Source organism: Nocardia sp. NPDC004654, assembly GCF_040609595.1.
Taxonomy (GTDB): Bacteria; Actinomycetota; Actinomycetes; order Mycobacteriales; family Mycobacteriaceae; genus Nocardia.
This window is the reverse complement of sequence record NZ_JBEXKI010000001.1, coordinates 185046-208692: the sequence shown is the minus strand read 5'-3', so window position 1 is coordinate 208692 and position 23647 is coordinate 185046. Positions and strand designations below refer to the sequence as shown.

22 protein-coding genes are annotated in these 23647 nt (G+C 68.1%); 9 read left to right on the top strand and 13 right to left on the bottom strand.

The annotated features are described in order from the left end of the window. Positions 1-76 precede the first annotated feature (76 nt). On the top strand, positions 77-535 hold the full coding sequence (locus ABZV58_RS00985) for a GtrA family protein (protein ID WP_354998136.1): 459 nt from the start codon (positions 77-79) through the stop codon (positions 533-535). Positions 536-656: 121 nt separating this feature from the next. Here the strand turns inward: ABZV58_RS00985 and ABZV58_RS00980 are convergent, their stop codons facing one another. The 3 genes from ABZV58_RS00980 to ABZV58_RS00970 form a co-directional block, all read right to left on the bottom strand. Further along, entirely contained in the window at positions 657-1304 is a 648-nt protein-coding gene (locus tag ABZV58_RS00980) for a pyridoxamine 5'-phosphate oxidase family protein (protein ID WP_354998135.1), read from the bottom strand. A gap of 228 nt (positions 1305-1532) precedes the next feature. Continuing rightward, positions 1533-3722 (bottom strand): molybdopterin oxidoreductase family protein, encoded by a 2190-nt coding sequence (locus ABZV58_RS00975; RefSeq protein WP_354998134.1) that lies wholly within the window; start codon positions 3720-3722, stop codon positions 1533-1535. A 171-nt stretch (positions 3723-3893) separates the two neighbouring features. Next, positions 3894-4376, bottom strand: a complete 483-nt coding sequence (locus ABZV58_RS00970; RefSeq protein WP_354998133.1) for a hypothetical protein — start codon at positions 4374-4376, stop codon at positions 3894-3896. Positions 4377-4631: 255 nt separating this feature from the next. Here ABZV58_RS00970 and ABZV58_RS00965 point away from each other — a divergent pair, with 255 nt between their 5' ends. Further along, positions 4632-5189 (top strand): DUF4282 domain-containing protein, encoded by a 558-nt coding sequence (locus ABZV58_RS00965; RefSeq protein ID WP_354998132.1) that lies wholly within the window; start codon positions 4632-4634, stop codon positions 5187-5189. Positions 5190-5411: 222 nt separating this feature from the next. Continuing rightward, positions 5412-6290, top strand: coding sequence for a helix-turn-helix transcriptional regulator (locus ABZV58_RS00960; RefSeq protein ID WP_354998131.1), 879 nt, complete (start codon positions 5412-5414; stop codon positions 6288-6290). Positions 6291-6436: 146 nt separating this feature from the next. Here the strand turns inward: ABZV58_RS00960 and ABZV58_RS00955 are convergent, their stop codons facing one another. Then, the gene (locus tag ABZV58_RS00955) at positions 6437-6841 is read right to left on the bottom strand and encodes a MarR family transcriptional regulator (RefSeq protein ID WP_354998130.1); all 405 of its coding nucleotides are present in this window, start codon (positions 6839-6841) and stop codon (positions 6437-6439) included. An 85-nt stretch (positions 6842-6926) separates the two neighbouring features. Between ABZV58_RS00955 and ABZV58_RS00950 the strand changes: the two genes are divergently transcribed. Next, positions 6927-8390 carry an MFS transporter gene (locus ABZV58_RS00950; protein WP_354998129.1) on the top strand — a complete coding sequence of 488 codons (1464 nt, stop codon included), beginning with the start codon at positions 6927-6929 and terminating at the stop codon, positions 8388-8390. Positions 8391-8471: 81 nt separating this feature from the next. Here ABZV58_RS00950 and rfbC read toward each other — a convergent pair whose 3' ends face one another. Both rfbC and rfbA read right to left on the bottom strand, forming a co-directional pair. After that, complete coding sequence (rfbC, locus tag ABZV58_RS00945) at positions 8472-9020, bottom strand: dTDP-4-dehydrorhamnose 3,5-epimerase (RefSeq protein ID WP_354998128.1); 549 nt, start codon at positions 9018-9020, stop codon at positions 8472-8474. Positions 9021-9022: 2 nt separating this feature from the next. Beyond that, positions 9023-9895 carry a glucose-1-phosphate thymidylyltransferase RfbA gene (gene rfbA / locus ABZV58_RS00940; RefSeq protein WP_354998127.1) on the bottom strand — a complete coding sequence of 291 codons (873 nt, stop codon included), beginning with the start codon at positions 9893-9895 and terminating at the stop codon, positions 9023-9025. Positions 9896-10209: 314 nt separating this feature from the next. On the opposite strand from rfbA, the gene ABZV58_RS00935 reads away from it, so the two are divergent. Both ABZV58_RS00935 and ABZV58_RS00930 read left to right on the top strand, forming a co-directional pair. Continuing rightward, positions 10210-11202 (top strand): alpha/beta hydrolase, encoded by a 993-nt coding sequence (locus tag ABZV58_RS00935; protein ID WP_354998126.1) that lies wholly within the window; start codon positions 10210-10212, stop codon positions 11200-11202. 114 nt (positions 11203-11316) lie between these two features. Further along, positions 11317-11727, top strand: coding sequence for a hypothetical protein (locus tag ABZV58_RS00930; RefSeq protein ID WP_354998125.1), 411 nt, complete (start codon positions 11317-11319; stop codon positions 11725-11727). Between the two features lie 48 nt (positions 11728-11775). On the opposite strand, the gene ABZV58_RS00925 is transcribed toward ABZV58_RS00930, so the two are convergent. Further along, entirely contained in the window at positions 11776-12573 is a 798-nt protein-coding gene (locus ABZV58_RS00925) for a hypothetical protein (RefSeq protein ID WP_354998124.1), read from the bottom strand. Positions 12574-12946: 373 nt separating this feature from the next. After that, positions 12947-13660: a hypothetical protein gene (locus ABZV58_RS00920; protein ID WP_354998123.1), complete on the bottom strand. Its 714-nt coding sequence runs from the start codon at positions 13658-13660 to the stop codon at positions 12947-12949. Positions 13661-13956: 296 nt separating this feature from the next. Between ABZV58_RS00920 and rfbB the strand changes: the two genes are divergently transcribed. Next, positions 13957-14967, top strand: a complete 1011-nt coding sequence (rfbB, locus tag ABZV58_RS00915) for a dTDP-glucose 4,6-dehydratase (RefSeq protein WP_354998122.1) — start codon at positions 13957-13959, stop codon at positions 14965-14967. A 147-nt stretch (positions 14968-15114) separates the two neighbouring features. Here the strand turns inward: rfbB and ABZV58_RS00910 are convergent, their stop codons facing one another. Both ABZV58_RS00910 and ABZV58_RS00905 read right to left on the bottom strand, forming a co-directional pair. Continuing rightward, on the bottom strand, positions 15115-16845 hold the full coding sequence (locus ABZV58_RS00910) for a DUF2142 domain-containing protein (RefSeq protein WP_354998121.1): 1731 nt from the start codon (positions 16843-16845) through the stop codon (positions 15115-15117). After that, positions 16842-17831 (bottom strand): glycosyltransferase, encoded by a 990-nt coding sequence (locus ABZV58_RS00905; protein ID WP_354998120.1) that lies wholly within the window; start codon positions 17829-17831, stop codon positions 16842-16844. Before ABZV58_RS00905 ends, ABZV58_RS00910 begins: the two co-directional genes overlap by 4 nt. A gap of 110 nt (positions 17832-17941) precedes the next feature. On the opposite strand from ABZV58_RS00905, the gene ABZV58_RS00900 reads away from it, so the two are divergent. Both ABZV58_RS00900 and ABZV58_RS00895 read left to right on the top strand, forming a co-directional pair. After that, positions 17942-18484 (top strand): GtrA family protein, encoded by a 543-nt coding sequence (locus tag ABZV58_RS00900; RefSeq protein ID WP_354998119.1) that lies wholly within the window; start codon positions 17942-17944, stop codon positions 18482-18484. A 126-nt stretch (positions 18485-18610) separates the two neighbouring features. Then, entirely contained in the window at positions 18611-20509 is a 1899-nt protein-coding gene (locus ABZV58_RS00895; RefSeq protein ID WP_354998118.1) for a glycosyltransferase, read from the top strand. 42 nt (positions 20510-20551) lie between these two features. On the opposite strand, the gene ABZV58_RS00890 is transcribed toward ABZV58_RS00895, so the two are convergent. The 3 genes from ABZV58_RS00890 to rsgA all read right to left on the bottom strand — a co-directional run bounded on the left by ABZV58_RS00890 (position 20552) and on the right by rsgA (position 23462). Beyond that, entirely contained in the window at positions 20552-21172 is a 621-nt protein-coding gene (locus ABZV58_RS00890) for an antibiotic biosynthesis monooxygenase (RefSeq protein ID WP_354998117.1), read from the bottom strand. Positions 21173-21443: 271 nt separating this feature from the next. Further along, positions 21444-22295 carry an NAD(P)-dependent oxidoreductase gene (locus ABZV58_RS00885; protein WP_354998116.1) on the bottom strand — a complete coding sequence of 284 codons (852 nt, stop codon included), beginning with the start codon at positions 22293-22295 and terminating at the stop codon, positions 21444-21446. Between the two features lie 120 nt (positions 22296-22415). After that, positions 22416-23462 carry a ribosome small subunit-dependent GTPase A gene (rsgA, locus tag ABZV58_RS00880; protein WP_354998115.1) on the bottom strand — a complete coding sequence of 349 codons (1047 nt, stop codon included), beginning with the start codon at positions 23460-23462 and terminating at the stop codon, positions 22416-22418. Between the last annotated feature and the right edge of the window lie 185 nt (positions 23463-23647).

The window sequence follows — 23647 nt, the reverse complement described above, 5'->3', positions numbered from 1 at the left end:
ATGGGATCGGTCTCTCCGGCGTTGGCGCCCTGCGCGGGCAGACGACGGACGAGGTCCGGCCGCGCCGGTTACGCTCGTGCGCGTGCAAGCCGAACCCCACCTGCCGCTCCCGGCCGAACTGCCGCTGGTCGACGAACCGGCCGGTACCGATGTCGACCTGAAGACGCAGATCATCCGGTTCACCGTGACCGGCGGCCTGTCTGCGATCGTGGACTTCGGGCTGTACGTCCTGCTTTACGCGCTCGGCCTGCCGGTCTGGCTCGCCAAGTCCATCGGCTTCATCGCGGGCACCACCACGGCGTACCTGATCAACCGCAGGTGGACGTTCCAGGCGCCGCCGAGCCGAGCCCGCTTCGCCGCCGTCGTCGCGCTGTACGCCACGACCTTCGCCGTGCAGGTCGGCATCAACCAGGTCGTGTACTACGCGATCGGCGAACAGTGGTGGCGGGTGCCGCTGGCGTTCGTCGTCGCGCAGGGCACCGCGACCGTCATCAACTTCGTCGTGCAGCGGCTGGTGATCTTCAAGATCCACTGAGGCGCCGTCCGAAGACGCGGTCCGTCACCGGCCGCGCACGGCCGAACGAATGCGAAGGGTTCCGCTCGTCTGTCGGACGTAGCTCGTCACCAGCCGCGCACGGCGAACGCGAGAGTTCCGCTCATCTGACCAGCGCGGGCGCCGATTCCGGTAGGTCCGCGAGTTCGGACCGCGCCTGGGCTTTCACGCCGAAATAGTCGCCCCCCTTGGCCCGCACGTTGTCGGTGCCCCAGTCCCGCTGCTCGCGTTCCGCGGGCACGAGGTGCGGAATGTGCTTGCGGCAGTGGATGTACGCCTCCTCGACGTCGACCACGACCCAGAGTTCCGCGGCCCTTCCCTTGACGTTCGAGGGTAGGTCGGGGACGCTGCGCCGCAGCGTCTCGTCCTCCACGATGCGGGCCGACCCGTTGATGTGCAGGCCGATGAGATCGCGTACGAAATCCATTAGCAGGATGCCTACGTGCGGGTTCTCCAGAATATTGCCGAGACTGGCCATCACGCCGTTGCCGCGGTACTCGGGGTAAGCGACCGTACGGTCGTCCAGCACGTGCAGAAAACCGGGCGGACCGGCGCGGAAGCTGTTGTCGCATTCACCGTGTTTGTCGGCGGTCGCGATGAACGCCATGTCCATCCTGCCGATGAACTCGATCATCGTCTCGTTGAGCCGATCCACCACCTGATCTGCGTAGAATCGGTCGGCTCTGCCCTGCGTACCGTATCTTTCCTGTAGTTCGTGCTCGCCGTCGCTGCCACATCGTGTACCGGGCATCGAGCCCCCTCTGGTCGCCGGAATCCGGGGTACCGCGCGACTCGACGCTGAACCGCGACTTGACCGAAATCCTGTCCATTTTAATGGGATCGGGCAGGGCAAATCTACGAAACCGACATCGAGGATGCACTGAATGTGAAGTTAGCGCAAGGCTTTCCACAAGTTTGCTGAATTCCGACCGACCGGAATTGTTTCCGGCCGGTCGGCGCGTATCAGGCGGCCCTAGTTTCACGCGGGCGTCAGCGTCACCGGCACGCCGTTGAACACCGCGTTCCCCGAGGGCACGTCGACCACCGAATCATCGGTCAGCGCATTGGCATTCACCCCGGCGTTGGCCTTCGCCACCGTCTGCGGGCTGCCGTCGTGGCCCCAACCATGCGGCAGGCTCACCACACCGGGCATGATCGCCTCGGTCGGTTCGAGCGGCACGGTCAGCGTCCCCGCCGCGGACTTCACCACGGCCTGGTCGCCGAGTCCGAGCCTGCTCACGTCGTCGGGGTGGATCTGCAGCGTGCACCGGTTGGTACCGCTCACCAGGCTCGCGACGTTGTGCATCCAGCTGTTGTTGGAGCGCAGGTGCCGCCGCCCGATCAGCACGAACTCCGGTGCGTCCGCGGCCAGTTTGGCGCGCAGCCGCGCCACGTCCGCGAGCAGCGGCGCGGGCGCGAGCTCCACCCGCTTCGAAGCGGTGCGCAGCGCCTCCGGCAGTCGAGGTCGCAGCGGGCCGAGATCGACGCCGTGCGGATTGTCCAGCAGCACATTCAGATTCAGCGTGCCGCCGTTCCACTCGCCGTAGGGCCCGAGCCGCAGCATCAGATCGATGCGCTGCTCGGTGCTGGTCTCCCCGTGCAGTTCCGGTCGACGTTCCGGAATACCCGCTTTGTGCAGCATTCCGGCGATGACCAGTTCGTCAACCATGGTCAGCGGATCGGTGTCCCCGGTGCCGTTGTGCGGCTTGCCAGTCAGTGCGGCGCCGAGCCGGGCGAGCACCCCGGCCTCCGACGGACGGTCGCCGAGCGGCACCAGCGGCCGCGAATAGCGCGCATAGTTGCGCACCGCGAATTGGAGCAGCGCGAAATCGTAGTGCGGGGACTGGAGCGGGCGCGGCGGCGGCAGGATGACATCGGCGTGCTTGGTCGTCTCGTTGACGTAGCGGTCCACGCTCACCATGAACTCCAGCCCGGCGAACGCCTCGTCCAGCCGCGCGCCGCTCGGCGCGGAGAGCACCGGGTTGCCCGCGACCGTCACTATGGCGCGCACCTGGCCCGCGCCCGGTGTGCGGATCTCGTCGGCGAGGGTGGCCACCGGAAGTTCGCCCATGGACTCGGGCAGCTCGCGCACCCGGCTGGTCCAGCGTCCGGTGCGGAACGGTTTGGTGCGGGTGATGCCGCCCGCCGCGGCGGTCGCGAACATGGCGCCGCCAGGGCAGTCCAGATTGCCGGTGAGGACGTTGAGCACGTCGACGAGCCACTGGGTGAGGGTGCCGAATTCGGCCGTGCAGGTACCGATCCTGGCGTAGACCGCCGCGGTCGGGGCGGCGGCCAGCTCGCGGGCGATCCGGACGACGGTCTCGGCGGGCACCCCGGTGCGCGCTGCGACGACCTCCGGCGTGAAATCGGCGGCCGCCGCGCGCACTTCGTCCAGGCCCGCTACTTCGACCCGCACGTCGGTCAGTCCCTCGGCGAAGAGCGTGTGCACGATGCCGAACAACAGGTACGCGTCGGTGCCCGGCCGGACGAACAGATGCTCGTCGGCCAGCTTCGCGGTGCGTGTCAGCCGCGGATCCACCACGACGAACTTTCCTCCGCGGCGGCGCAGCGCCTTCAGACGACCTGGGAAATCGGGCGCGGTGCACAGCGATCCGTTGGATTCGAGCGGATTGGCTCCGAGCATCAGCAGATAGTCGGTGCGGTCCAAATCCGGCACCGGCACGGTGAGCGGGTCACCGAACATGAGTCCGCTGGCCACCTGCTTGGGCATCTGATCGGCGGTGCTCGCGGAGAACAGATTCCTGGTGCCGAGCGCGCGGATCAGCACCGGCAGGTACAGCGCGCCCGCCACGGTGTGCGCGTTCGGGTTGCCCAGATAGAGTGCGGCCGCCTGGTTCCCGTGCTCGGCGACGATCGGCGGAAAGCGCTCGGCGATGTAGTCGAATGCCTCGTCCCAGGTCGCGGTGCGCCGCTCGCCGGTCTCCCGGTCGCGGATCAGCGGTTCGGTGACGCGGTCCGGGTCCTCGTCGAGATGTCCGAGGCTGGCGCCTTTGGGACAGATGAAGCCTTTGCTGAAGGGGTCCTGCTTGTCGCCGCGAATCGAGGTGACGTGATCGTCGCGGTCGAGGGTGATCTCCAGCCCGCACACCGCTTCGCACAGCGGGCAGGTGCGCAACAGGTTGCGGGAGAGCTCTGTGATCGGGGCCATACCCCATCTTGACCCGGCGGCGGCTCGGAAGGGAAGGCTAATTTGCGACATTTCTGGTGAATGTCCCATAGCCGCGACGTGCGATGGAAATGAGGACGACCGGCATCCGTCGGGCGGATGCCGGTCGTACAGGGCCGGTAGTGCGGGCCGTCCCCTACCTCGGGGAGCGAATCAGCAGGCGACGCTGGTCAGCTGGGCCCGGCGACGGATGCCCGCCGAACGGACCGCGGCGCTGATCGCGACCACCGGCGGCACCCAGCGGGCCTCGTGCGGAGCGACGCCCCAGCAAGCCGAACCGGCCGAGAGCTTGCTCGGCGGCAGCGGGATGCCTGCGCCGTCGGTGTACACGACGGCGCCCGCCTCCTGCAGCGCCTCCAGCGCCATGGCGGCCTTGCGCAGGCCGGTGACGAGGTGGATCTCGCGACGGTCGGCGCCGGGGAACTCGATCACCGGCCCGGACAGGTTGTTGGCACGCAGGAAGCGGCGGACCGCACCGGCCAGCTCGCCGCTGACCTCGATGCCGGAAATCTCGTCATCGGTGATCAGACAGATCCCGTTGGCCGTTTCGGCGACCGTCCACCCGCGCTGGATGTAGTCCTGCGCCGCGGCGTCCATGTCGGCCGCGGAGACGGAAGTCGGAAACGAGGTGCGCACTGTTTTCTCCATTCCCCGATAGATCTGGGTCCTGCGTTCATGGTTCGTATCGAGGGGCGGTGGCCCCGGCGTTACGCGATTCGGCAAAGTTTCTTGAACTGTGGACTAGGTCTCATTCGGCGGAGGTTCGGTCGGGGTCGTTCGGGTCGCTGACATCGGCCAACTTTCGGCGATCCCGCTGTCGGGCCGCTGTGTTCGGGCTGTGAGGTTCCTGGGGGCTGGTTCGGGGAGCGGAATGCGGGGAAGATGCGCGACATGACCGACGAACCGACCACTCCCGCGGAGCTCGTTCCCGAGGAGTACGAGACCGAATCTCGTTGGATCGCTTGGAAAGAGTCGGCCGCCAAGCGCTTCCGGGCACAGGATCGCGACGAGGAGCCCGCCGAGCCGTTCCGCAGCCCGCGCGCCTTTCGGCAGTGGAGCGCGGAGACCGCGCGTGCCCTGATCGATGTGCAGTTCCACCGCACCGCGACCACCACGCTGCTGCCGCTGGCCTACATGCTCGGCCTGATCTTCGCCCTCGCGCTGCCGATCGCGATCACCGTGTGGATGTGGCAGATCTCCGCGGTGCTCGGTGTGCTCGCCGGTTTGGTCGCGGTGCCGCTCGGCCTCTCGATCGCCGCCGCCGTGCGCCTGATGCTGGAGTTCCTGGTCAACGCTTCGCGATTGGCCACAAGGGTGGAGCACATCAGCGAGCTGGCCGACGACCTGTTCCAAGCGCTGTCGGATGTGGCCGAGCCGGTGAATCAGCTCTCCGAGGACGTGCGCGCCGTGCAGTTCTGGCGCTTCCGCAAGCGGGGTTCACGCAAGTAGGTAACTAGACGGAGTTTCCACGTAGGGGCCTTGCCGAACCTCATTGTCTCTCTTGCGACATCGACCTGCCTGTGACAGCAATCCTGCACTATGTCAGTTTTGCTGTGAAACAATGCTGTTCGAGCGTCCGGGAAGGCTCCGGGCACTGGGTAGGGAGCGCCGATTTCGGGTGACACGGGAGTTTCGCCGTGTCTCGTCGGCGCATGGCGCGAGGGGGAAAGCATGGCTTTACCGCAGGCAACAACCGGATCGACCATGCCGCGTCGGCAACTCGGCCGACACCTGCGGGACCTGCGTAACCGCGCCAGGATGACCACCAGGATGGCCGCGCAGCAGCTGGAGTGGTCGGAGGCCAAGATCTGGCGGATCGAGACCGGCCAGACCTCGCTGCGCAGCCTGGACGTCGAGGCGATGTGCAAGATCTACGGCGCCCCCGGCGATCTCGTCGGCCCGCTCACCGCGCTGGCCAAAGAGACCAAGGCCAGGGGCTGGTGGACTTCCTACAGCGACGTGCTCGGCGAGGGCTTCGAGATCTACATCGGTCTCGAGGAGGCGGCGCGCCAGCTGTCCACCTACGAGAACGAGCTGGTGCCAGGGCTTTTGCAGACCGAGGAGTACGCGAGGGCGCTGCTGAGCGCGGCGCGGCCGGACGCCCCGGCCGCCGAGATCGAGCGCCGGGTCCAGTTGCGCCTGGCCAGGCAGGCTTTGGTGACCCGGGGCGAATCGCCGGTGCAGCTCACGGCGGTGATCAGCGAGGCGGTGCTGTGGCGGCGCGTCGGTGGCGCGGATGTGACGGCGGGCCAGCTCGAGCACTTGCGGCGCATGTGCGATCTGCCGAACGTGCGGCTCGAGACCGTGCCGCCGGAGTCCGGGTATCACGCCGGGATGGAGGCGGGCCGGTTCGTGATGCTCGAATTCCCCGAGGGGCGCATGGGTGAGGCGCCGGAGCCGCCGGTGGTCTACGTCGAGGCCTTCACCGGCCCGGTCTACCTGGACAAAGACAACGAGATCGACCGGTACCGGAAGGCTTTCGCCGACATAAAGTCGGTCGCGGTCGACGCGCGTCAGGTGCTGGACGACGCCCGCGCCGCGATCGTCTGATACCGCTCGGGCGGTATCGGGCGGCGGCCGAACTGGACGGTCGATGCGGCCGTGAACGTCCGAGGGGCGGCGTGGGATTCGCCTGATCGGCGCCGTCGGATCTGCCTTTGTGCGGCCGCATGGCTGGAGCGGCGTGGAGGTTCGGCTTACTGCCAGGTGCGGCCGAGCACGTCGCGGTGCGTCGGTAGCGCCTCGTCGTAGGCCTGCTTCCCCTTCTCCGTCATGCAGACGAAGATCGCGCGCCGGTCGTCGGAGCACATGCTGCGCTCGACGAGCCCGTCGCGTTCCAGTCGCGCCACCGCGCGGGAGAGCGCGCTCTGGCTCAGGTAGATGTCGTTGGCCAGATCGCTCATTCGGTACTTGCCGCAGGCGGCGTCGACCAGCCGGTCCAGCGTCTCGAACTCGCTGAGCCCCATCTTGTGCTTGCCCTGCAGGGCTTTCTCCAAGGCACAGCTGACAGCGGCGTGCCGATCGAGCAGTTCGCGCCATTCGCCAACCAGCTCGGTGGGCGCGACGGTGCGCCGAGCGGTGTCTGTGGCCGGCTTCGACATGGCCCCATCTTAGTGGCCGAGGCCAGTTCATGCAACGACATTTAATGTGTTGGCATTTAATGCGTGCGCATGTAATGTCCTCCGCATGACTTCACCGGCAACGCTCTCGGCCGCCGCGACGGCGACCGATCCGACCAGATGGTCCGCACGGCTCTGGGGCATGCTGATCACTCTCTGCATCGTGTTGTTCCTCGACGGCCTCGACGTCTCGATGATCGGTGTCGCGCTCCCGTCCATCGGCGCCGAACTCGATCTGTCCACCTCGACCCTGCAGTGGCTGGTGAGCGGCTACGTGCTCGGATACGGCGGCCTGCTGCTGCTCGGCGGACGCACCGCCGACCTGCTCGGGCGGCGCAAGGTCTTCCTCATTGCACTGGCGGTCTTCGCCATCGCCTCGCTCGCGGGCGCCCTGGTCAGCTCGGGTCCGCTGCTGATCCTGACCCGTTTCATCAAGGGCCTCGCCGCCGCGTTCACCGCGCCGACCGGTCTGTCGATCATCACCACCAACTTCGCCGAGGGCCCGGCCCGCAACAAGGCGCTGTCCATCTACACCGTGTTCGGCGCGGGCGGTTACTCCTCCGGCCTGCTGTTCGGCGGACTGATGACCGGCGTCGGCTGGCGCTGGACCTTCCTGCTCCCGGTGCCGATCGCGGTGGCCGCGCTGGCCGCGGCGTGGGTGCTTGTGCCCAAGGACAAGCCCGCCGAAGAGGGCGGCCACGACATCCTCGGCGCCGTGTTCTCCACCGCCGCCATGCTGCTGCTGGTCTACACGGTGGTCACCGCGCCCGAAGTGGGCTGGGCTTCGGCGCGCACCATCGGTTCGTTCGTCGCGGTGATCGCGTTGTTCGCGGCCTTCCTCGCCGTCGAGCGGCGGGTCGCGCACCCGCTGGTTCGTCTCGGCATCCTGCGCAAGTCGTCACTGGTCCGCGCCAGCCTCGCCATCGTCGCGGTCGCGGGTTCGTACTTCAGCTGGCAGTTCATCGTGACCCTGTACATGCAGGACACCCTCGGCTGGTCGCCGCTGAAGCTGGCCATGGCGCTGCTGCCGGTCGGTCTGCTCGTCGCGCTCTCGGCGGTGTTCTCCGACAAGCTGGTCGACCGCTTCGGCACCGGCCCGATCATCGCCGTGACCATGGTCGTGATGGCTGTCGGCTACCTGCTGTTCCTGCGACTGAACACCGACCCGTCCTACCTGACGGTGATCCTGCCCGCGGTGCTGCTGATCGGCATCGGCTGGATCGGCTTCCCCGCCATCAACATCCAGGCCACCAACGGCATCGATGACGACGAGCAGGGTCTCGCCGCGGGCGTGCTGCAGACCTCCATGCAGGTCGGCGCGGCCATCGTGCTCGCGGTGACCACCGCGATCATCTCCTCCGGCGGGCACAGCGCCTCGCCCGCGGACATGCTCGACACCTACCGTCCCGGTTTGGAATTCGCGGCGGGCGTCGCCATCGTGGGCGCGCTGGTCGCCCTGCTGGCCTTCGTTCCGAAGCGCGGCAAGCAGCGCCAGGCTGCCGCCGAACCGGAACTCGAGCTCGTCGGCTGACCGCAGCGGCCGACGAAAAATCGGAAGCCACGTCCAGCGGCACGCGCCGCCGGACGTGGCTTCCGGCTTTGTACGGATGGCTCAGGAGAACGGCGGCGCGGCGGCGTCCTTGGGCGAGCGCAGGTAGGTCAGCGGTGTGCCGTCGCGGCCGACCTTCGGCCATTCGATCGCCAGCCTGGGATCGAAAGCGTCCAGGTCTCTGTCGAATTCGGGGGTGTACTCGATGGAGCACAGGTAGGTGACCGTGGACTCGTCCTCCAGCGAGAGGATGGCGTGCCCGAGCCCTTCGGACAGGAAGACCGAGCGCCGGTCCACGTCGTCGAGCAGCACGCTGTCCCAGCGGCCGTAGGTCGGCGAGCCCCGCCGCAGGTCGACGACCACGTCCAGGAACGCGCCGCGCACGCAGGTCACGTATTTGGCCTGGCCGGGCGGGTCTTCGGTGTAGTGGATGCCGCGCAGCACGCCCGCCGCCGAAACCGAGCAGTTCACCTGGTGCAGCTCGAACGGGCGTCCCGTCGCCTTCTCGAACTCGGAGGCCTTGAACGATTCGAGGAAGGTGCCGCGTTCGTCCTCGAACCGGCGCGGGGTGATCACCCAGGCGCCGGGCACCGCGAGCTCGCGAATCTCCATGCTCACCAATCCCGTCCGCGTTCCAGCAGATCGAGCAGGTAGGCGCCGTAGCCGGAGCGGACGAGCGGCTCGGCACGGGCGCGCAACTGCTCGTCGTCGATATACCCCATCCGCCAGGCGACTTCCTCGGGCACGCCGATCTTCAGTCCCTGCCGTTCCTCGATGGTGCGCACGTAGTTGGCGGCGTCGAGCAACGAGTCGAAGGTTCCGGTGTCCAGCCAGGCGGTGCCGCGGGCGAGCACGTCGACGCGCAGCCGGTCCTGTTCCAGGTAGGCGCGGTTGATGTCGGTGATCTCGTATTCGCCGCGCGCCGAAGGCCGCAGGCCGCGGGCGATCTCCACCACGTCGTTGTCGTAGAAGTACAGCCCGGGGATGGCGTAGTTGGAGCGCGGGACCTTCGGCTTCTCCTCGATCGACACCGCGCGGCCCTCGGTGAATTCGACGACGCCGTAGGCCGTCGGGTCCGAGACCCAGTAGGCGAACACCGCGCCGCCGTCGATCCCCGCGAACCGGTTCAGGCTGGTGCCGAGGCCGGGGCCGTGGAAGATGTTGTCGCCGAGCACGAGCGCCGCGCACTCGCCGCCGATGTGGTCGGCGCCGAGCACGAAGGCGCGCGCGAGACCGTCCGGTTCGGGCTGGACGACATAGCTGATCGATATGCCGAACCGGGAACCGTCGCCGAGCAGCCTGGCGAACGCCTCGGCGTCCTCGGGCGTGGTGATCACCAGGATGTCCTTGATGCCCGCGAGCATCAGCGTGGACAGCGGGTAGTAGACCATCGGTTTGTCGTAGACCGGGACCAGCTGCTTGCTCACCCCGCGCGTGATGGGGTGCAGCCTCGAGCCGGTGCCGCCCGCCAAGATGATTCCGCGCATGTCCTGGAGTCTGCCAGTTCGACCGCTCTCGGATTCGGGGAGGTTCCGACTCGTGCACGAATTCATCACGAACGTTTCGCCGCCCGGCGCGGCGGGCGATTGATGTTGCATAGATCACTTTCGCGTGGTCTTCTGAAAAGCGCTGCGACGTGAGCGACGGGCGCGGTAGGTAGCTTGCGTGACCACGCAGGGCCCCGGGAGCGTCGCGAATGTGCGCAGCGTGAGATGTCAGCGTCGACTCTCGCCCGTGGCCTCGCCCGAATGGGGTTCGGCTCCGTCCGGTCGTCGGCGCGCCAGTGTGAGGTAGGTGCGCGATGACAGCGACCAGAGCCGACGGCTCCGCCATCGTGATGAATCCGGACGGCCCCAGCGCCGCGGCGCGGCTGCTGCTCGCGACCTGCCGCGGTGTGGTGCGGCCGATGCTGCGGATGGCCCCGATCACCCGGGCCACCATTCCCGTCGGCGCCTTCGCCATCGACGGGCTGGCCCGATTGCGCCCCGCCCCGCGCGGCATCGAACGCGAGCAGGTCACCCTCGGCGGTTTCCGGATGGAGATCGTGCGCCCGTCCGGCGCGGCGCGGGCGCTGCGGCACGGCGCGGTCTTGTACATGCACGGCGGCGGCTTCGCGGTGTGCGGACTGGAGACGCACCGGCCGGTCGCGGCCAGCCTGGCAAGGCGCATCGGTCTTCCGGTGGTCAATGTCGACTATCGGCAGTTGCCGGTCGGCAGCATCGGCGAGTCGGTCGAGGACTGCCTCACCGCCTACCGCTGGCTGCTGCGGCACGGCGCCGATCCGGCCCGGATCGTCTTCGCCGGTGATTCGGCGGGCGGCTACCTGACCTTCGCGACCGCGCTGCGCGCGGTGCAGGCCGGACTTCCGGTCCCCGCCGGACTTATCGGGCTGAGCCCGCTGCTGGACCTGGACTACGCCGCCAAGCGCGAGTACGTCAACGTCGCGCGCGATCCGTACATCCCGCTGTCGGCGCTGGAAGCCGTCGTGAAACTCGGCGCGGAGATCGACGGCGCGCTCGATCCGCTGCTCTCGCCGGTGAACGGCGCGCTCGCCGGGCTGCCGCCGGTGCTGATGATCGCTGCCGAGGACGAGGTGCTGCGCTACGACTGCGAGCTGATGGCGCGGCGGCTCGTCGCGGCGGGCGTGCCGCACGCGGTCGAGCTGTGGCGCGGCCAAGTGCACGCGTTCATGAGCATCGCGCCGAACCTGCCCGAATCCCGGGCGGCGCTCGGCCGGGTCGCGCGTTTCGTGCGCACCAGGTTCGAGCAGTTGGAGCAGGCTCGGACGGCCTGATCACGGTCGGCCGGACGAGTCTTGTCCCGCCCCGGGCCCGCGCCCGGGGCGGGATGCTGTCGTATTACCTCTGACGTAATCGACTCCGATGTCGCGTTTCGGCAGGCTGAGCTCATGGTGGCTACAGAGACGACCCCGACGACACTCGACCGGGCTCTTTCGGCGCTCGCCTACGGTCGCATCGCGCTCGGTGCGACCGCGCTGGCCGCGCCGCGCACGGCGGCGCGCCTGGCGCTGACCCGCCCGACTCCCGAACTCGGCTACATGACCCGGATCTTCGGCGCTCGCGCGCTCGCGCTCGGTCTCGGTTACCTGACCGCCGCGCCCGCCGACCGACCGCGCTGGCAGCGTCTCGCTCTCATGGTCGACGTCCTCGACACCGCGAGCGGAACGGCGCACGTGGTCCGCGGCGACATCCACCGCGGTGTCGCCGCGGCGCTGGTCGCCCTGACCGGCGGCTACGCGACCATCGGCGCGCGCCGCTTCCTGCGGGACCGGCTCACGTTGCAGGGAACGGCGCGTTGATCGGGCTCGAGTATCGGGCGCGCGCCGTTTCCTACGGGATTGAAATGCTCACTTCGCCGGGAAAGGCGCGTTGATCGTGGTGAAGTACTGGGCGACCGCCGCGATGGCGACGGGAGCCGTCACGAACAACTGACCCGCGACCGCGCCCAGCGCGCCGATCGCGGCGATGCCGCCGAGGCAGCCGACGGCGGCCGCGGGCAGGAACGGCCCGAACAGTCCGGCGATGGTGGCTGCCGCCACGGTTGCGCCCGCGATGCCGCCGAGGACGCAGCCGACGGCCGCGCCGCCGAGTCCGCCGAGCAGCGCGCCCATACTGACGCCCAGGCCGATCGTGCTGGTCATCCGCGACCATGCGGCCTGCTCGCGTTCGTATTCGCTCTTCCACGGGGCCTTGTCCTCGAACGGGAGGGCGACGGGCCGGTAGCGCGCCTCGTCGAGGGCGAGCCGCGGCGTAAGGGTGACGGTGCGGCCGGAGATCTCCGCGGCGATGGGGAACTCGAAGTCGTCGACGCGGAACTTCAGCGGCGTGCCCGCGAGGACGGTGCCGTCGTCGGCCCGGATCTCCAGGATCTCGTCCGCGATCACGAGCGCTCCGGCGTCGATGCCGATCACGGCGGTGTCGCCGGTGGTGCTCGCCGTGAAGCCGATCGTCTCGGGGTGGCCGGTCACGGGAATGCCATCGGTGCGTGGTGTGAAGCCGACCGTCTCGGTGTGGCCGGTCGCGGCGGGCCCATCGGCGCTCGCCGTGAACCCCGCTCCCTCGGTGTCCGCGGTGGCGGTGCCCGCGGTGCTCGCCACGACGGCGACCAGCAGCCAGGCGGTTGCGGCGAATTTCCTCATCAGCATTTGTCCGTATCCCTTTATCCGCGATGCGCTGGGAATTGTGCGCTCAGGCGCAAACAATTGGTAACCATAGGAATCGGTATTGTTAAGATTGTGTTCACTCGATTACCATCCGCTTCGACAATTCCCTGTTCGGAGCCGTTCGGTCCTCGGCTCCGTCTCGACGGTAGAACCTGAACTTTTGTTCGGGTCAAGCGCGTGGTGGCGCGGAACACAGCGGAACCGAACGGGTTGCGGAGAATGTGCGCCGCGTCGTGGCGCGGTGCGTCGAGGTCGGGCCGCCCGGCATGCGAAAGCCCCGCCCGGTCGGACCGGGCGGGGCCTGCTGAAGCGCGACTCCGTCGCGCGAATTCAATTGTGCGGCAAGCCGTTCGAATTACTTGGCCGGGGGCACGAACGGCTGGTTGATGGTGGCGAAGTACTGGATCGCAGCACCGATGGCCACCGGGGCGGTGACGAGGATCTGACCCGCGAGGGTGCCGAGCGCGCCGACGGCCAGGATGCCACCGATGCAGCCGATGGCCGCGGCCGGGATGAACGGACCGAACAGGCCGACGATGGTGGCCGACGCGACGGTCGCGCCCGCGATGCCGCCGAGGACGCAGCCCACGGCCGCGCCGCTCAGGCCGCCGACCAGGGTGCCGATGGTGGCGCCCATGCCGATGGTGTCCTTCATGCGGTTGAACGCGGCGAGTTCACGGTCGTACTCGCTCTTCCAGGGCGCCTTGTCCTCGTAGGGCAGGGCGACCGGCTTGTACACGGCCTTGTCGACGTCGAGCTGCGGGGTCAGGGTCGCGGTGCGGTCGGAGATCTCCGCGGCGATCGGGAATTCGAACTCGTCGACGCGGAACTTCAGCGGAGTTCCCGCGACGACGGTGCCGTCGGCCGCCTTGATCTTCAGCGCGTCGTCTTCGACGACCAGCGACCCGGAGTCGAGGGAGATGATGGACTGGGTATCGGTGGAGCTGGCGGTGAAGTTGATCGGCGCATCGGCAGCCGGAGCGGTGGGCGACGCGTTGACCGCGCCAGCGGTGACGCCGAGCGCGGCGATCAGCAGCGCCGAGGTGGCGGCGAATTTCCTCATCAGCATTTTGTTTGGAACCTCGATGTGAAGCGTTCGGAGGGGACTAGATGATCGAAATCTAGAGCAGCTAACGCGTGGTGAACCGTTTGTGACCGTTAATTCAAATTTTGTTCACCATTGCGCCTCACGGCTTGGTGCGGTCCCGGAAACGTGCACCCGAATCCAGGGTTTTCGGCGGCGAACCAAACCGGTCGTCATTCTCCTAGCGAAATGTAAAGAGACGAAGGTCACACTCTTCGGGCTAGAGCCTTTGATAGCCCTCCGCCATAGAAGTCGGGTGCCTGCCCACGTAAGGTCGTAGCGTGCGATTGCTCGTAACCGGCGGCGCCGGATTCATCGGTGCGAATTTCGTCCAGCAGACCGTGGCCGAGCGGCCCGGCACGAGGGTGACCGTGTTGGACGCCCTGACCTACGCGGGCAACAAGGCGTCGCTCGATCCGGTGGCCGACCGCATCGAATTCGTGCACGGCGACATCGCCGATCTCGACCTGGTCGACGAGCTGGTCAGCGGAGTGGACGCGGTGGTGCACTTCGCCGCCGAATCACACAACGACAACTCGCTCACCGAGCCGTGGCCCTTCGTGCAGACGAACATCGTCGGCACCTACTCGTTGCTGCAAGCCGTTCGCAGGCACGACGTGCGCTACCACCACGTGTCCACCGACGAGGTGTACGGCGATCTCACCCCCGACGCGCCCGCCTTCACCGAGTCCACCCCGTACAACCCGTCGAGCCCGTACTCCACGACCAAGGCGTCCAGCGACCTGCTGGTCCGCGCCTGGGCTCGCTCGTTCGGCGTGCGCGCCACGCTGTCCAACTGCAGCAACAACTACGGCCCGTACCAGCACGTGGAGAAGTTCATCCCGCGCCAGATCACCAACCTGATCGACGGCGTGCGCCCCCGGCTCTACGGCGCGGGCCATCAGATCCGCGACTGGATCCACGTCGACGACCACAACCGCGCGGTGTGGGACGTCCTCGACCGCGGCCGCGTCGGCCAGACGTATCTGATCGGCGCGAACGGCGAACTCGACAACAAGACCGTGGTGCGGATGCTGCTCGAGGCGTTCGACCGCGATCCCGACGATTTCGACCACGTCACCGATCGCCCCGGCCACGATCAGCGCTACGCGATCGACGCCACCCTGCTGCGCACCGAACTCGGCTGGACCCCGCGCTACGCCGACTTCCGCGCGGGCCTGGCGGCCACCATCCAGTGGTACCGCGACAACGAATCCTGGTGGCGTCCGGACAAAGCCGCGACCGAACGCGCCTACACGGCGGCCGGTGAGCAGACCCTGGACCTCGCGTAGTTCACCGGCCGGGCCCGGTGAATCCCTAGATCTGCCCGCTGCGACTGCGGTAGCCGCCATTTCGACGATCCGCGGCGACCGCGCACACCACCGTCGCGCCGAAGCCGGCCCCGAGCTGGACGCCGGCCACCGTGCGGCTCGGAAGGCTCAGCCCCAGACGATGGTGCTGTATTTCGCGACCGAGGCGATCAGCGCGACCGAGCTCGCGACGACAATCGTCACCGCAGGTCCCCGCGTCGGCGTCTTCCCGCGAGCGTCGGTGAGCCGCAACGGCATCCAGCGCAGCAGCGCCGCGAACGCGACCAGCGCGAGCGGCACGAAGTAGCGGCCCTGCACGCCGTCGATGATGTAGTAGCCGACCGGCGTGAACGACATGTACAGCGTCACGTAGATCATCGCGACGCTGGCCGCCACCGTGAGCGCCACGACCAGCGTCCGCACGAAGGTGGCGGTGCGCGGGTTCATCCGGTCCGCGATGCCGACGCTCACCGCGAAGGCGAGCAGGCAGGCCAGCACCGCGACGGCGGGCACATCGATGTAGGCGAAGCCGAGCTCACCGAAGAACTGGGTGAACCAGCGCTGGTCGCGGTAGGAGATGCTGTCGCCGAAGACGCTCAGGAAATGCAGTGGATCACCGAGGATCTCGCCGAGTTGTTCACCGGGCTTGACGGTGTACCACTGGTGCGGCGGACGCATCAGGCTCATGCCGTCGCCGGTGGGCGCCGCGATCTTCATCCAGACCGCGAAGGCGAGCGCGCCTCCGGCGGCGAAAGCCCACGGCACCAGTCGGCGCCAGGTGAAGCCGAAATCCGCCGCACCGCCGAAGAATCCGAAGCGGTCCACCGGCACCAGCACCACCAGCATGGCGAGCAGTACGTAGGTCGGCTTGCTGACGGGCAGCAGCAGCGTCGCGCCGAGCAGGGCGACCGTTTCGGCGCGGCTCAGGCCGTTGCCGAGGAACAGCGCCTTGATCAGCAACGCGGACACTATGATGGCCAGCGCGTTGGTCAGCGTGTCGGCGGTGACCGTGCCCGCCTGGAACACCGCGATCGGCAGCACCGCGACGGTGAACGCCAGCCACTGCACCCGATGCGCGCGCAGCGCGTACAGGCCGAAGCCGACCACGATCAAGTAGGCGAGCAGACCCGCGAGCCGGGTCAGCAGCACCATCGAGCCCACGTCCAGGTCGAAAAGCCCCGCGGCCCGAATGCCAACGGCGGCGGGCACATACGGCACAGGGGAGTAGGCGGCGGTGTTGGTGAACCAGACCGACGTCATGGGCGAGTCGACCGGGGCGCTCTTCAGCCGGTCGTACGCGCCGGGATCGGCCACCATGGGGTCCGGCTCTTGCGGGTTGTCCTGGTAGTCGCGGAACGAATAGCCCATCAGCGCGTCGACATTGACGGGCACATCGCCGCCGTAGGCGAGACCGCGACCGTCCTCGATCTGCTGCGGCAGGAAGCCGCCGTACGCGACCTGGTAGGCGCGGCCGAACTGGGTGATCTCGTCGTGGCCCCAGAACGGCGGGGAGAGCACGGCGAACAGCGAGCCGAAGAGGGCGGTGATCACCGCGAACGCGACGGTCGCCGCGCCGAAGCGAGTGACGATGGCGCGACCGGCCTTTCGGACCGTGCCGAACGCGCCGGAAGACGTCGAACCCTCTTCGCGCGCGGCGGCTTGTTCCGTGTCCGAAGCGTCGATCGTCTTCGTGTTGTCGGCCGCGGCCTCTTCACGCGTGGCCGTGGCCTGTTCCGTGCCCGGCGTGACCTTCGCACCGTCGGTCGATTTCGCGGACCCGTTCGCCGACACGTCCCGACCTTGCTCCCCCTCGTGCCCGTCGGCCCCCACCGTGCTGCCGCGATCGGCGGACGTGGTCACCGCGCCTCTCCACGGCCCGACGCGTCACCGCCGTTTCGGAACGGGTCGTCCTCCGCGACGACCGCCGAATAGCGCAGGTAGACCAGCCGCGCCGCCTCGTGGCGGGACCGGCGGATGCCGTCGAGGATCAACCCGGCGGTCCAGGCCAGGCTGCCGAGAAGAAGCAGCGTGAAGCCGAGGAACAGGGTGGGGAAGCGTGGAACCTCGTGCGTCCTGGTGAATTCGATGACGATCGGAATGGTCAGCACGATCGAGACCAGCCAGCTCAGCGTGCCGAACAGACCGTAGAACGCGACGGGCCGCTCGTGCCTGGCCAAGCCGATGATCAGCGCGAGGATCTTGAAACCGTCGTGGTAGGTGCGCAGTTTGGACTCGCTGCCCGCCGGGCGATCGCGGAAGCCGACCGGAACGGCGGTCTGCGGAACCCGCAGGTGCAGCGAATGCACCGTCAGCTCGGTCTCGATCTCGAACTCGCGGGAGACCGCGGGGAAGCTCTTGACGAACCGGCGGGAGAACACCCGGAAGCCGCTGAGCATGTCTTCGACGTTCTCGCCGAACACCTTTCCGACCACGCCGTTGAGCACCCGGTTGCCGGCCTCGTGGCCCGCGCGGTAGGCGGTGCCGGAAGCGTCCTGTTTGCGCACGCCGAGCACGTGATCGTAAGGGCCGTCGAGCAGCGTCTTGATCATCAGCGGGGCGTCGGCCGCCTCGTAGGTGTCGTCGCCGTCGATCATCAGGTAGACGTCGGCCTCGATGTCGGCGAACGCGCGCCGCACCACGTTGCCCTTGCCCTTGGTGTGTTCCTGGCGGACGATCGCGCCTGCCTGGCGGGCCAGTTCGGCGGTCCGGTCGGTGCTCAGGTTGTCGTAGACGTAGACGACGATTCCCGGCACAGCGGCTTGGAGGTCGGCGACAACCTTGGCCACCGAGGCCTCTTCGTTGTGGCACGGGACCACGGCGGCAATACGAAGCTCGGTGGAGTCCACCCGGGGTCATTCCTCGATGTCGGCGCGAATGGGGAACACGGGGGAGGGTACATGGCTCGGGACATCCGGCGCGCACCCGAGGCATTCGGGTGCTGGGGTACCGTCGCCCGGTGTCTTTCCCCGAGCAGCCCGTGTCGACGCCCGAGCGCTCCGAGTCCGCCGAGGCGTCCGCGCCCGCCGCGGTCCCGTCGAGCGAGTCGCTGATCACGAAGCTGGTCGCGGCGCTGCGCAAGGGCGCGGCCTTCCTGGTGGTCGGCGCGATCGGTTTCCTCGTCGACGCGGGCACCTACAACGTGCTGGTGTTCTGGGGCGGCGAGGGCGTGCTGTACCACGCGCCGCTGCCCGCCAAGATCATCGCGATCGCGGTGGCGACGGTGGTGACCTACTTCGGCAACAAGTGGTGGACCTTCGGCGACAAGCGGACCGACAATCCGGCGCGCGAGTACCTGCTCTACGCCGTGTTCAATGTCGTCGCGATCGGCCTGCAACTGGGCTGCCTCGGGTTCTCCCGCTACGTTCTCGACCTGTCCAGCCCGCTGTCGGACAACATCTCGGGAACACTGGTAGGTCAGATCGTCGCGGTGGTCTTCCGGTATTGGGCGTACGACAAATTCGTCTTCACCGGCAAAGCAGCAAATAGTCAGCAACAATAGCGGGTGTGATACCCCTGGTTGCTGGACGGGCGGGCTCCGACGTCGGTTGATATCCTCGCTCCCGCCGCGCACGGCATCCAGGGGCGTGTCTGTCCCGTCGGCAAGAATGAGGATTTCGAGGACTTCATGGAGCAGTCGGCTACCCAGGCCGTTACCGAACCGAACGATCACGCTACGCCCGCCGCCGCGCCCGCCTCGCTGCGTGCCGATCATCGGGCGCCGGACCGGATGGTCCTGCAGCGGGGCATCTTCACCGGTCCATCGGCCAAGGTGAGCGACGAACTCTACGCGGTGGTCAAGGGCCGCGCGGCGCGGGAACGACTGGCGTTGCGCTTGGAGAAGGGCGCCACCGCCCACACCAACACCTACTTCGGCCGGTTCGCGGCCAGCTACTGGCAGCGCTGGACCACCGTCACCGAGGTGCGCGCCACGATGGTGCTCGACGTGACGAAAAAAGCCAGGGTCCGTCTGGTCGCCTCGGACATCGCGGGCCACCGCAGGATCGTCGACACCGCCAAGGTCGACGCGAGCGGTCCGCTCACCCTGACCGCGCCGCTCGACCAGTACGTCGACGGCGGCGCGATCTGGCTGGAGTTCGACGCCGACGGCGGCGAGCTCGGCATCTCCGAACTCACCTGGACCTCGGTCGCGCCGGAGCGGGTGCGCCCGGTGGCCATCGCCATCTGCACGTTCAACCGCGCCGCCGACTGCGCCGAGACGGTGGCCGCGCTGGCCTCCGACCCCACGGTGCTCGCCGCGATCGACGCGGTCTACGTGGTGGACCAGGGCACCGATCTGGTGCAGGACCGGCCGCGCTACCAGGAGGTGCAGCCCGTCTTCGGCGACAAGCTGCGCTACATCCGGCAGCCGAACCTCGGTGGCGCGGGCGGTTTCACGCGCGGTCTCTACGAGGTCTCCGCGGTCAACGAGCACGCGGACGTCATCCTGATGGACGACGACATCCTCTGCGAACCGGAAACGGTCCTGCGGCTCAACGCCTTCGCCAACCTGACCGTGGAACCCACCCTGGTCGGCGCGCAGATGCTGTTCCTGCTCAACCCCGACTACCTCAACGTCGGCGCTGAAGAGGTGCACCTGCACGAGCTGCGGCACGGCCAGAAGGTGCCCAAGGCGCTGCGCAACACCAGCATGCTGAAGAAGAACCAGGAGCGCCGCGTCGACGCCGGCTACAACGCCTGGTGGACCTGCCTGATCCCGGCCGAGGTGGTCGCGAAGATCGGCCTGCCGGTTCCGATCTTCTTCCAGTGGGACGACGTCGAGTACGGCGTGCGGGCGCGTGAGCACGGGTTCGTCACCGTCACGCTGCCCAACGCGGCGGTCTGGCACGCGGACTTCTACTGGAAGGACTACGACGACTGGGCGCGCTACTTCAGCACGCGCAACTCGCTCATCGTCGGAGCCATGCACGCCGATCTGGACGGCAAGAAGATCACCAAGCAGCTCTTCCGCAACATCGCCGAGCACTTGGTCGCCATGCAGTACGGGCTGGTGCACACGACGTTGCAGGGCATCGAGGACTTCCTCGAGGGTCCGAAGATCCTGCGCGACGGCGGCATCGCCGCGCTGGCCGCCGCCCGCACCAGCCGCAACGACTACGGCGAGACGATCAAGCACCCGGCCGCGACGCCGCCGGTGCGCGCGGCGGACATCCAGTTGCGCAGGGCCAGCGGCGAGCCGAGCCGGGAAGCGCTTGTGCTCGTCAAGCGCGCGATCAACCAGTGGTTCGGCCGCACCCAGCACGGCCTGATCGGGATCACCCGCGAGGACGCGCACTGGTGGCACGTCTCGCTGTTCGACCACGTCGTGGTCACCGACGCCTCGCAGTCCGGCGTCCGGGTGCGGCAGCGCGACAAGGCCCGCGCCCGCCAGCTGCTGCTGCGGACGTTCCGTGTGCTGCGCCGCCTGCGTCGTGAGCTGCCCGAGCTGCAGGAGCGCTACCGCGCCGCCATGCCGGAACTCACCAGTCGCGCCAACTGGGAGCGCCTCTACGGCATCAACGGCTGAGCCGAGCCGCGGCGCCGTCTACCCGACGGCGCCGCGCTGGTATCAGACCAGCTCGGGTACGCGCAGATGCGCGAGTGCCAGCTCGAATTCGGCGACGTCGGTCACCCGGAGGCCCATGTGCTGGGTGTTGGTCTCACGAATCCGGGCGGCTTGCTCGCGGTTGCGGTCCATCGCCAAGGCGCTGTCGAACGTGGTGGAGGAGACGCCGCGTCCGGAGGACCGGTGGACCATCAGGCTCGCGCTGCAGAAACCCTCGAGCTCTTCCATCCCCGGGAGCGCGCGGGTCTTGTAGGTCTCGATCGCCGTGTCGGCTCGGTTCGGGTCGCCCTCGACCCAAACCACGCGTGCGCAGGCGCCCTCTTGCGTGCGATGGTCGCGGTGCAGCACCGCGATCTCCCATTCCTCGACTTCGGCGTTGCCGCGGAACGTCTCCGCGGCGCGCTCCCGGATCGGCCGGACCCGGACCGCGCTGTCGCGCATCGCCTGCTCGGTTTCCCACGCCGTCGTGATGATGCAACGCCCGGATCCTCGGTCGACCAGCAACGACAACCCGATACAGCCCTGCATGCCTTCGACAGCGGGCATTACTTCGTCGCGCACGTGCGCAATCCCGGCGTCTATGGCGGAGGGCTGCGCGTGAACAGTGGTAGAACGTGCGAACACGATCCACCCCCTTTCTGCACGAGGCAGCGCCCGGTGGCGCCACCGGTACATTCCACACTTCTCCGCCAGCGACTTTCAGGCAATAGGCCTCGCAAAGGGTTCACATGCTTCGCAAGGTGGCCTGGGCTGAGGCGTTGGCGCGGTCTGCGGGGACGGGCCTGCCACCGGTTGTGAGTCGGCGGCGGCCGGTGTTCGTGGGGAGCGGTTCGGCGGGTGTGGTGAGTCGGGACCGGCCCGGCGAAAGTTGGGGTCCGCCGGGCCGGTTCGAGTATCAGAGGAAGAGGTCGGTGGTGAGCTCGGCGTCACCCGGGACGACGCGGTATTTGTCGAGGTCGGTGATGCCGTGGGCGGCGAGCACTTCGTCATCGATGAAGAAGTTGCCGGTGGTCTTCGCGGCGGGCGAGGTGAGCACCAGGTAGGCGGAGTCGGCGTAGATGTCGGGGGTGCGCGAGGTGGCGATCATCTGGTCGCCGCCGAGCAGGTTGCGGACGGCGGCGGTGGCGATGGTGGTGCGCGGCCACAGCGAGTTCACGCCGATGCCGTCGTTCTTCAGCTCTTCGGCCAGGCCGAGCGTGGTGAGCGACATGCCGTACTTGGCGATGGTGTAGCCGAGCGAGGCGCCCGCCCACTTCGGGTCCAGGTTCAGCGGCGGGGAAAGGGTCAGGATGTGCGGGTTGCGCCCGGCCTTGGCCGACTCGCGCAGGTACGGCAGGCTCAGCTTGGACAGCAGGAAGCTGCCGCGGCAGTTGATGTCCTGCATCAGGTCGTACTTCTTCATCGACAGGGCGTCGGTGTTGGACAGGTCGATCGCCGAGGCGTTGTTCACCACGATGTCGATGCCGCCGAAACGTTCGACGGTCTGGCGCACCGCTTCGGCCACCGACTCGTCGAGGCGCACGTCGCCGACGAAGGGCAGCACCTGCCCGCCCGCCTCCTCGAGTTCCGCCGCCGCGGTGTGGATCGTGCCGGGGAGCTTGGGGTGCGGCTGATCGGTCTTGGCGATCAGCGTGATGTTGGCGCCGTCGGCCGCGGCGCGCTTGGCGATCTCCAGACCGATGCCGCGGCTGCCGCCCGACATGATCAACGTCTTGCCCGCCAGCGGCTTCGAACCCGGTTCCGTCATGACCTGCTCCTGTCGTTCGTGCCGCGGACGAGACGCGCCCGCGACGCCACGTCTTGCAGGCTAAGCGTAGCGCAGTCCCCTATGCAACTAGTTGCATAGGGGACTGCTTACCTCAGGGAATCAGCGCCGTGACCCTCGCTCCCGATACATCTGACGTTGCTGTTTCCTGATGCCGCGCCAGGCGCGGTCGCGTTCGGCCTGCAAGCGCTTGTCGGCCCTGGCCTCCATCCACGCGTTCTCCTTGCCGAGCTTGCGATAGCTGTCGAACCGGCGCTGGGTGAGGGCCCCGGTCTCGATGGCCTCGCGCACCGCGCAGCCGGGTTCGCCCTCGTGCGAGCAGTCGCCGAAACGGCAGTGCGCGGCGAAGGTCTCGATGTCGCTGAAGGTCTTCTCGATGCCTTCGGCGGCGTCCCACAGGCCGATGCCACGCAGACCAGGAGTGTCGATGAGCGTTCCGCCGTTGGGCAGCGGGCGCAGCTCCCGGTGCACGGTGGTGTGCCTGCCCTTCTTGTCCACCGCGCGAACGGCGTTGGTGGCGAACACTTCCGCGCCGAGCAGCGCGTTGGCCAGCGTCGACTTGCCCGCGCCGGACGGGCCGATCAGCGCGACCGTCCCGGCGAGAACGGCGGTGAGCACATCGATCCCGTACCCGCTGCTCGCGCTGACCGCGAGCACCGTCGCGCCGGGTGCGACCGCCTGCACCGTCTCGATCGGAATGTCCTCGGCCGCATCGGCTTTGGTGAGCACGACGACAGGTCGCGCGTTGCTCTCCCAGGCCAGAGCGAGCATCCGTTCGATCCGGCCGAGGTCGACGTCGCCGTCGGCGGGTGTGCAGACCAGCACGGTGTCGACGTTGGCGGCGAGCACTTGGCCCTCGGACCGCCGCGAGGCCGTGGAGCGCACGATCGCGGAGCGGCGCGGCAGCAGCGCGCGCACGTTGCGCTGCGCGTCGAGGCTCACCCAGTCGCCGGTGCACAAGCCGCTCGGATCGGCATCGGAGCGCGGGCATTTCGCGCGCGCCCAGCCGTCCGGCGTCGCCACATCGCATTCGCTGCGATCCATCCGGATCACCCGCGCGGGCACGCACCCGTCATCGATGAGCGCGGCGTATTCATTGGCTACGGCTTCCGTCCAGCCGTAGGGAACGAGCAGGTCGTAGTCGACCATGATGGGAAGAATCCATTCGTCGGGCGCCGAACCCGACCCGGGTTCAGCGAGAGGAAACAGAGGTGGAGTGCGGTGCGGCGGCACGCGGCAGCGCGGCGCACGCGGGCACGACAACCCGGACATTCGTCGTCACGATCTCCACCTCCTCACTTCCGTCTCGAACCGCCAACTTCCCAAGACCCTGC

Bases quoted from the DNA above. Each gene is read 5' to 3' on its own strand.
- ABZV58_RS00980 (WP_354998135.1), bottom strand. From the start codon at position 1,304: ATGCCCGGTACACGATGTGGCAGCGACGGCGAGCACGAACTACAGGAA.
- ABZV58_RS00975 (WP_354998134.1), bottom strand. From the start codon at position 3,722: ATGGCCCCGATCACAGAGCTCTCCCGCAACCTGTTGCGCACCTGCCCG.
- ABZV58_RS00965 (WP_354998132.1), top strand. From the start codon at position 4,632: ATGACCGACGAACCGACCACTCCCGCGGAGCTCGTTCCCGAGGAGTAC.
- ABZV58_RS00960 (WP_354998131.1), top strand. From the start codon at position 5,412: ATGGCTTTACCGCAGGCAACAACCGGATCGACCATGCCGCGTCGGCAA.
- ABZV58_RS00955 (WP_354998130.1), bottom strand. From the start codon at position 6,841: ATGTCGAAGCCGGCCACAGACACCGCTCGGCGCACCGTCGCGCCCACC.
- ABZV58_RS00950 (WP_354998129.1), top strand. From the start codon at position 6,927: ATGACTTCACCGGCAACGCTCTCGGCCGCCGCGACGGCGACCGATCCG.
- rfbC (WP_354998128.1), bottom strand. From the start codon at position 9,020: ATGGAGATTCGCGAGCTCGCGGTGCCCGGCGCCTGGGTGATCACCCCG.
- rfbA (WP_354998127.1), bottom strand. From the start codon at position 9,895: ATGCGCGGAATCATCTTGGCGGGCGGCACCGGCTCGAGGCTGCACCCC.
- ABZV58_RS00935 (WP_354998126.1), top strand. From the start codon at position 10,210: ATGACAGCGACCAGAGCCGACGGCTCCGCCATCGTGATGAATCCGGAC.
- ABZV58_RS00930 (WP_354998125.1), top strand. From the start codon at position 11,317: ATGGTGGCTACAGAGACGACCCCGACGACACTCGACCGGGCTCTTTCG.
- ABZV58_RS00925 (WP_354998124.1), bottom strand. From the start codon at position 12,573: ATGCTGATGAGGAAATTCGCCGCAACCGCCTGGCTGCTGGTCGCCGTC.
- ABZV58_RS00920 (WP_354998123.1), bottom strand. From the start codon at position 13,660: ATGCTGATGAGGAAATTCGCCGCCACCTCGGCGCTGCTGATCGCCGCG.
- ABZV58_RS00895 (WP_354998118.1), top strand. From the start codon at position 18,611: ATGGAGCAGTCGGCTACCCAGGCCGTTACCGAACCGAACGATCACGCT.
- ABZV58_RS00885 (WP_354998116.1), bottom strand. From the start codon at position 22,295: ATGACGGAACCGGGTTCGAAGCCGCTGGCGGGCAAGACGTTGATCATG.
- rsgA (WP_354998115.1), bottom strand. From the start codon at position 23,462: ATGGTCGACTACGACCTGCTCGTTCCCTACGGCTGGACGGAAGCCGTA.